This window comes from Bartonella sp. AA89HNZF (assembly GCF_042196905.1).
Lineage (GTDB): Bacteria > Pseudomonadota > Alphaproteobacteria > Rhizobiales > Rhizobiaceae > Bartonella.
The window spans coordinates 21,842-28,145 of the sequence record NZ_JBHIRD010000021.1 but is presented as its reverse complement, the minus strand read 5'-3'; the positions used below and the strand labels follow the sequence as shown (position 1 = coordinate 28,145).

Here is a 6,304-nt window from a genome sequence, read left to right as displayed (position 1 = left end):
TCTTCCCATGATCAACGTGACCAATCGTACCAATATTAACATGCGGTTTTGTTCGTTCAAACTTGCTCTTCGCCATTTGAGCTCTCCATTTTCCGTCCAAACCAAGGACTAAGTTAAAAATTAATTACCAACCTGAAATTACGCGTATTTCTTTTGAATCTCCAAAGCAACAGCCGAAGGTACAGGCTCGTAATGATCAAACTGCATTGTATACTGCGCACGCCCCTGACTCATAGAGCGAAGAGTATTCACATAACCAAACATATTTGCTAAAGGAACCATTGCATTCACAACCGTTGCAATGCCGCGCGCTTCAGTTCCTGAAATTTGTCCCCGACGAGAATTGAGATCACCAATAACATCACCAACATAATCATCTGGTGTAACAACTTCCACCTTCATGATCGGTTCAAGAAGCTGTGCACCAGCCTTCTTTGCCCCATCACGAAAAGCCGCACGAGCAGCAATCTCAAAAGCCAAAACCGAAGAATCAACATCGTGATAGCCACCATCAATGAGAGTCGCTTTTACACCAAGCATAGGAAAGCCCGCAAGAGGACCTGACCCCATAACACTCTCAATCCCTTTTTGAACACCGGGAATATATTCTTTAGGAACAGCACCACCAACAATCTTTGACTCAAAAATAAAATCATCACCATCATGAGGCTCAAAAACAATTTTCACACGAGCAAATTGACCGGCACCACCCGATTGTTTCTTATGCGTATAATCAATTTCCGCCATTTTAGTAATTGACTCACGATAAGCAACTTGAGGCTGCCCAACATTTGCTTCAACTTTAAACTCGCGCCGCATACGGTCGACAATAATATCAAGATGAAGTTCACCCATTCCAGCTATAATAGTTTGACCTGATTCTTCATCCGATTTAACACGAAACGAGGGATCTTCCGCCGCTAAACGATTAAGAGCAATCCCCATTTTTTCTTGATCTGCTTTTGTTTTCGGTTCAATTGCAATCTCAATAACGGGTTCAGGAAATTCCATCCGCTCCAAAATAACAGGCTTCAAAGGATCGCAAAGAGTATCACCCGTTGTCGTCTCCTTAAGCCCTGCAAGAGCAACAATATCACCAGCAAATGCCTCTTCAATATCCTCACGAGAATTTGAATGCATTTGAAGCATACGCCCCAAACGTTCCTTCTTCTTCTTCACAGTATTCTCAAGAGAAATACCCTTCTGAACTTTACCAGAATAAATACGACAGAACGTCAACGAACCAACAAAAGGATCATTCATAATTTTAAAAGCAAGCATAGATAGCGGAGCATCATCAGAAGATTCGCGTGTCGTCTCAGCCTCAGTCTTTACATCAATACCCTTAATCGCCGGGATATCAATTGGAGAAGGAAGATAGGAAACAACAGCATCCAAAAGTGGCTGCACCCCCTTGTTTTTAAAAGCCGTACCACAAAGAACCGGATGAAATTGAACTTCTACTGTCCCCCGACGAATGAGAGAAACAAGTTGCTCATTGGTTGGCATAACACCTTCCAAATAAGCCTCTGTCGCAGCTTCATCAACCTCCACGGCCATCTCAATCAATTTCTCGCGATATTCTTCAGCTTTCTCCTTTAAATCAGAGGGAATTTCACTTATTACCGCCGAGGCACCAATAGAACCATCCCACTTTAAAGCCTTCATCTCTACAAGATCAACAACACCTTCAAAGTCATTTTCAGCACCAATCGGCAACTGCAAAACAAGCGCTTTAGCACCCAACCGAGAGCCAACCATCTCCACACTACGATAGAAATCAGCTCCTATTTTGTCCATTTTATTAACAAAAACCATACGAGGCACACGATATTTTTCAGCTTGCCGCCAAACAGTTTCCGTCTGAGGCTCCACACCAGCATTTGCATCCAACAAGGCTATTGCACCATCAAGAACACGCAAAGAGCGCTCAACTTCAATCGTAAAATCAACGTGCCCTGGCGTATCAATAATATTAAAGCGACGCTTCCGACCGTCCTGCCCTTCCCAAAATGTCGTTGTCGCAGCAGACGTAATCGTAATACCACGCTCCTGCTCCTGCTCCATCCAATCCATTGTAGAAGCACCATCATGGGTCTCGCCAATTTTATGATTCTTACCGGTATAGAACAGAATACGTTCAGTCATCGTAGTCTTACCAGCATCAATATGCGCCATAATACCAAAATTACGATAATCTTCAATTTTATATTCGCGAGCCATTATATTTGCCTTAGTTTAAAACTTCTACCAGCGATAGTGAGAAAAAGCACGATTAGCTTCAGCCATACGATGAACATCTTCACGCTTTTTCACGGCAGAACCACGATTATTAGCCGCATCCATCAATTCACCAGATAAACGCTCAACCATCGTCGTTTCATTTCGACCACGTGCCGCCGCAATCAACCAACGAATAGCAAGAGCCTGACGACGGTCAGGACGAACATCAATCGGAACTTGATAAGTAGCACCACCAACACGGCGTGAACGAACCTCAATATGAGGAGCAACATTCTCTAAAGCTCGATGAAATAGAGCCACAGGATCTGTTTTTACTCTTTTTTCTACAGAATCAAGCGCACCATAAACAATACGCTCTGCAACTGATTTTTTACCATCAAACATAATGGCATTCATAAATTTCATAATAACCAAATCACCAAATTTTGGATCTGGATTAATCTCACGCTTTTCTGCTCTATGACGACGGGACATTGGCTTTGTCTCTCAATATTATTTTGGACGCTTTGCGCCATACTTCGAACGACGCTGTTTACGATTCTTGACACCCTGTGTATCAAGCAAACCACGAATAATGTGATAACGAACTCCTGGCAAATCTTTCACACGACCACCACGAATCATTACAACAGAGTGCTCTTGAAGATTATGTCCCTCTCCAGGAATATAACCAATCACCTCAAATCCATTCGTCAAGCGAATTTTAGCAACCTTACGAAGAGCAGAATTAGGTTTCTTCGGTGTTGTTGTATAAACACGCGTACAAACACCACGCTTCTGCGGATTCGACTGCAGAGCAGGAACCTTATTACGTTTAACTGGCGCCACACGCGGCTTTCGAATCAACTGGTTTACGGTAGGCATGCAACCTTCCTCTTTTCGATCTACATTCGTCTTACCCAATAGGGCTTTTCTATCTTAATTTCCATCCACCCCAACAAAATCGGAACAGATATCTAAGTCTACACACAAAATCGGGCACACCTGCACAAAACAGTTCACCCGACCATAAGCAGAGAAGGCAATAGCCTTTTGCACTAGCATTTGCTTTTAATCTTCTTAACACCTGTGAATAATTTTCCGGCTCATATCCAAAACACCTGATTACATCCACATCGGTTATGTTCATTCCTAATAGCGAGAACACGTACATTCGTCAAGAACTAAACAGCAGAAAGTTTTTTAAAAATGAAAATAAATTAAATTTTAAAGCTTTAAATTTGCTTTTACCGCTACTCTTGATAAATTAATTTACCATAGTAATATCCCCTATAAACAAAAAAGATGTGACTGTAGTAAAACATAAATGCAGTAAATTGAATTGCATATTTGATATCTAATGATGAGCACCATGAAAATAGCAACGTGGAATATTGCTGGAATAAAAGCGCGCCATGAAACATTATGTCAATGGCTGCAGCAAAACCAACCGGACATAGTCTGTTTACAGGAAATTAAAAGTATTGATGAAAATTTTCCACGCGATACAATTGAAAATTTAGGTTACCATATAGAAACACACGGACAAAAAAGTTTTAATGGCGTTGCGATTCTCTCTAAAAAAACACCAGATGAAGTGATCCGTCGATTACCAGGCAATGATAATGATAAACAAACACGTTACATTGAAGCTGTTTATTCAACAAACAAAGGTGTTGTTCGTGTTGCATCTCTCTATTTGCCAAATGGGAATCCTATTGAGAGTGAAAAATATTCCTATAAGATAGAATGGATGGAAAGATTATATACACATGCAAAATCATTACTTGCGTATGAAGAACCTCTTATTCTAGCAGGTGATTATAATGTCATCCCCACTCCATTAGATGCAAAAAAACCTCAAGAATGGTATCAAGATGCCTTATTTCTTCGAGAAACAAGAAAAGCATTCCAATGTATTCTTCATTTAGGTTTTTATGATGCTATCCGGAATGTCACCGATACTCCCTCCTTCAGTTTTTGGGATTTTCAGGCGGGTGCTTGGCCTAAAAATAATGGGATTCGCATTGATCATTTATTATTATCACCAGAAGCTGTTGATCAATTAATTTGCGCTCATAGTCAAACAGAAGTAAGGGGATATCAAAAACCATCCGACCACGTTCCTGTTTGGATTCACCTTAATATCAATTAAGAAAGTACAATCCTCATTTCATGAGACAACAAAAAAATTCCACTCAAAAATAATAACTATGCTACAGCATATAAACAGTATATTTTAAGTACCTAAAATAAAAAATAAATGAATGGAGGACATAAATGAAGAAATCATTGTTAATGCTTATTGCAGCAACGGCCATTGGTTTTACAAGTGTCGCACATGCTGAACATGATACTCTTGAAAAAATAAAACGAACAGGGGAAATTACTTTAGGTGTCCGTGAATCGTCTGGTTTAGCCTACGCCCTTGGTAATAATAAATATGTAGGTTTTCATACAGAAATGGCAGAACGGATCATTGATGATATCTCAAAAAAAATTGGTAAACCAATTAAAATTCATTATCTTCCCATCACTTCTCAAAATAGAATTCCTCTCTTAAAAAATAAAACCTATGATTTTGAGTGCGGCTCAACAACAAATGATATTGCTCGCAGTAAAGAAGCAGCATTTGCTTATACGACATACATTGAAGAGGTTCGGATTGCTGTAAAGAAAAACTCTAATATTAAATCTCTTGAGGATTTAAAGGGAAAAACAGTTGCAACGACCACCGGTACAACATCTGTTCAACTTATTCGTAAAAATAAACGTGCAAAAAACATTCAGTTTAAGGTTTTAAAGGGGAAAGATCACGGAGATAGTTTTTTATTATTAGAATCTGGTAAGGCAGATGCTTTTGTCATGGACGCTTCAATTCTTGCTGGACATATTGCTAAATCAAAGAATCCATCTGATTATGTCATTCTTGATACTGTACTTTCAGTCGAACCTATTGCCTGTATGCTCAGATTACATGACAAAAAATTTGAACAAACAATCAACGATAGTATCGTACGTCAGATTAAAGATGAATCACTGGAAAAGCTTTATAATAAGTGGTTTATGAAACCGATCCCACCTGCTAACACTGTTATGAACCTTCCCTTATCAAAACAAACAAGATATGCTTGGGATCACCCAAATAATAAGCCTCGAGAAAGCTACGCAGAAAAAGATTTATAGAATCTAATAAAGAAGAACCACACTCTTTTGAAATTGAGTGTGGTTTATATTTTAATTCACTTTTTAATAAATTTGGCCTATGTAGATGCGCGTGGTTTATTGTCCTATTTGTGAATGACTAATTTGAGGGAATATCAATTAATGGACTTTTCTTTCCTTTGTAGAGATGACCTTACTCAAACATTGGTAACAGGATGCTTGGGAACTCCCGGCGTAAGTCATACCTATTTAGATACACTTCTCGATGGCTTAAAAAATACAATTATATTGTCTATCACTTCACTTATATTAGCTGTATTGTGTGGTGTTATTATAGGAACAATGCGCACTTTACCCAAAACATCCATAATCAATTATATATTTCGCACTATCGGTACTATTTGGGTAGAGATTATGCGTAATATTCCCCTCCTTGTACAAGTGTTTTTGTGGTATTTTGTTGTTCCGAAGATTTATCCACCAGCGATGAAATTTTCCCCCATTCTCTTAATAACATGCGCATTGGGATTCTTTACATCTGCACGCATTGCTGAACAGGTTCGTTCAGGCATTGAAGCGATTCCTTCTGGACAACGCTATGCTGCTATGGCAATGGGATTTACAACTTATCAAAGTTATCGCTATATTATACTACCACGTGCTATACGTGCAATTATGCCACCTCTTACTTCAGAAGCAATGGGGATTGTGAAAAATTCATCTATAGCATTCGCCGTTTCAATAAATGAGCTCATGCAATTTCAATACCAAACAATTGAAGAAGTAAGCCATGTTTACGAAAATTATTTGCTTGTTACGATCCTTTATATTCTAATAGCCTTATTCGTATTCATTGTGATGACAGTCATTGAACAAATACTCAAAATTCCTAATTTTCAAACAAAGGGAAATTGAA

General features: G+C 38.9%; 6 protein-coding genes and 1 pseudogene. 3 read left to right on the top strand and 4 right to left on the bottom strand.

Annotation, left to right across the window (positions count from 1 at the left end):
* The 4 genes and pseudogenes from ACFIN0_RS08205 to rpsL all read right to left on the bottom strand — a co-directional run.
* Nucleotides 1-76: pseudogene (locus tag ACFIN0_RS08205) on the bottom strand (elongation factor Tu); the annotation flags it as partial.
* A gap of 62 nt (nucleotides 77-138) precedes the next feature.
* Nucleotides 139-2,223, bottom strand: coding sequence for an elongation factor G (gene fusA, locus ACFIN0_RS08200; RefSeq protein ID WP_375607436.1), 2,085 nt, complete (start codon nucleotides 2,221-2,223; stop codon nucleotides 139-141).
* 24 nt (nucleotides 2,224-2,247) lie between these two features.
* On the bottom strand, nucleotides 2,248-2,718 hold the full coding sequence (rpsG, locus tag ACFIN0_RS08195) for a 30S ribosomal protein S7 (RefSeq protein WP_273791452.1): 471 nt from the start codon (nucleotides 2,716-2,718) through the stop codon (nucleotides 2,248-2,250).
* Between the two features lie 18 nt (nucleotides 2,719-2,736).
* Entirely contained in the window at nucleotides 2,737-3,108 is a 372-nt protein-coding gene (gene rpsL, locus ACFIN0_RS08190) for a 30S ribosomal protein S12 (RefSeq protein ID WP_005773262.1), read from the bottom strand.
* A 487-nt stretch (nucleotides 3,109-3,595) separates the two neighbouring features.
* Here rpsL and xth point away from each other — a divergent pair, with 487 nt between their 5' ends.
* The 3 genes from xth to ACFIN0_RS08175 all read left to right on the top strand — a co-directional run bounded on the left by xth (nucleotide 3,596) and on the right by ACFIN0_RS08175 (nucleotide 6,303).
* Entirely contained in the window at nucleotides 3,596-4,378 is a 783-nt protein-coding gene (gene xth / locus ACFIN0_RS08185; protein ID WP_375607437.1) for an exodeoxyribonuclease III, read from the top strand.
* 125 nt (nucleotides 4,379-4,503) lie between these two features.
* Nucleotides 4,504-5,409, top strand: a complete 906-nt coding sequence (locus ACFIN0_RS08180) for a transporter substrate-binding domain-containing protein (RefSeq protein WP_375607438.1) — start codon at nucleotides 4,504-4,506, stop codon at nucleotides 5,407-5,409.
* A gap of 141 nt (nucleotides 5,410-5,550) precedes the next feature.
* Nucleotides 5,551-6,303: an amino acid ABC transporter permease gene (locus ACFIN0_RS08175; protein WP_375612442.1), complete on the top strand. Its 753-nt coding sequence runs from the start codon at nucleotides 5,551-5,553 to the stop codon at nucleotides 6,301-6,303.
* Nucleotide 6,304 lies beyond the last annotated feature (1 nt).

Bases quoted from the DNA above. Each gene is read 5' to 3' on its own strand.
- fusA (WP_375607436.1), bottom strand. From the start codon at position 2,223: ATGGCTCGCGAATATAAAATTGAAGATTATCGTAATTTTGGTATTATG.
- rpsG (WP_273791452.1), bottom strand. From the start codon at position 2,718: ATGTCCCGTCGTCATAGAGCAGAAAAGCGTGAGATTAATCCAGATCCA.
- rpsL (WP_005773262.1), bottom strand. From the start codon at position 3,108: ATGCCTACCGTAAACCAGTTGATTCGAAAGCCGCGTGTGGCGCCAGTT.
- xth (WP_375607437.1), top strand. From the start codon at position 3,596: ATGAAAATAGCAACGTGGAATATTGCTGGAATAAAAGCGCGCCATGAA.
- ACFIN0_RS08180 (WP_375607438.1), top strand. From the start codon at position 4,504: ATGAAGAAATCATTGTTAATGCTTATTGCAGCAACGGCCATTGGTTTT.
- ACFIN0_RS08175 (WP_375612442.1), top strand. From the start codon at position 5,551: ATGGACTTTTCTTTCCTTTGTAGAGATGACCTTACTCAAACATTGGTA.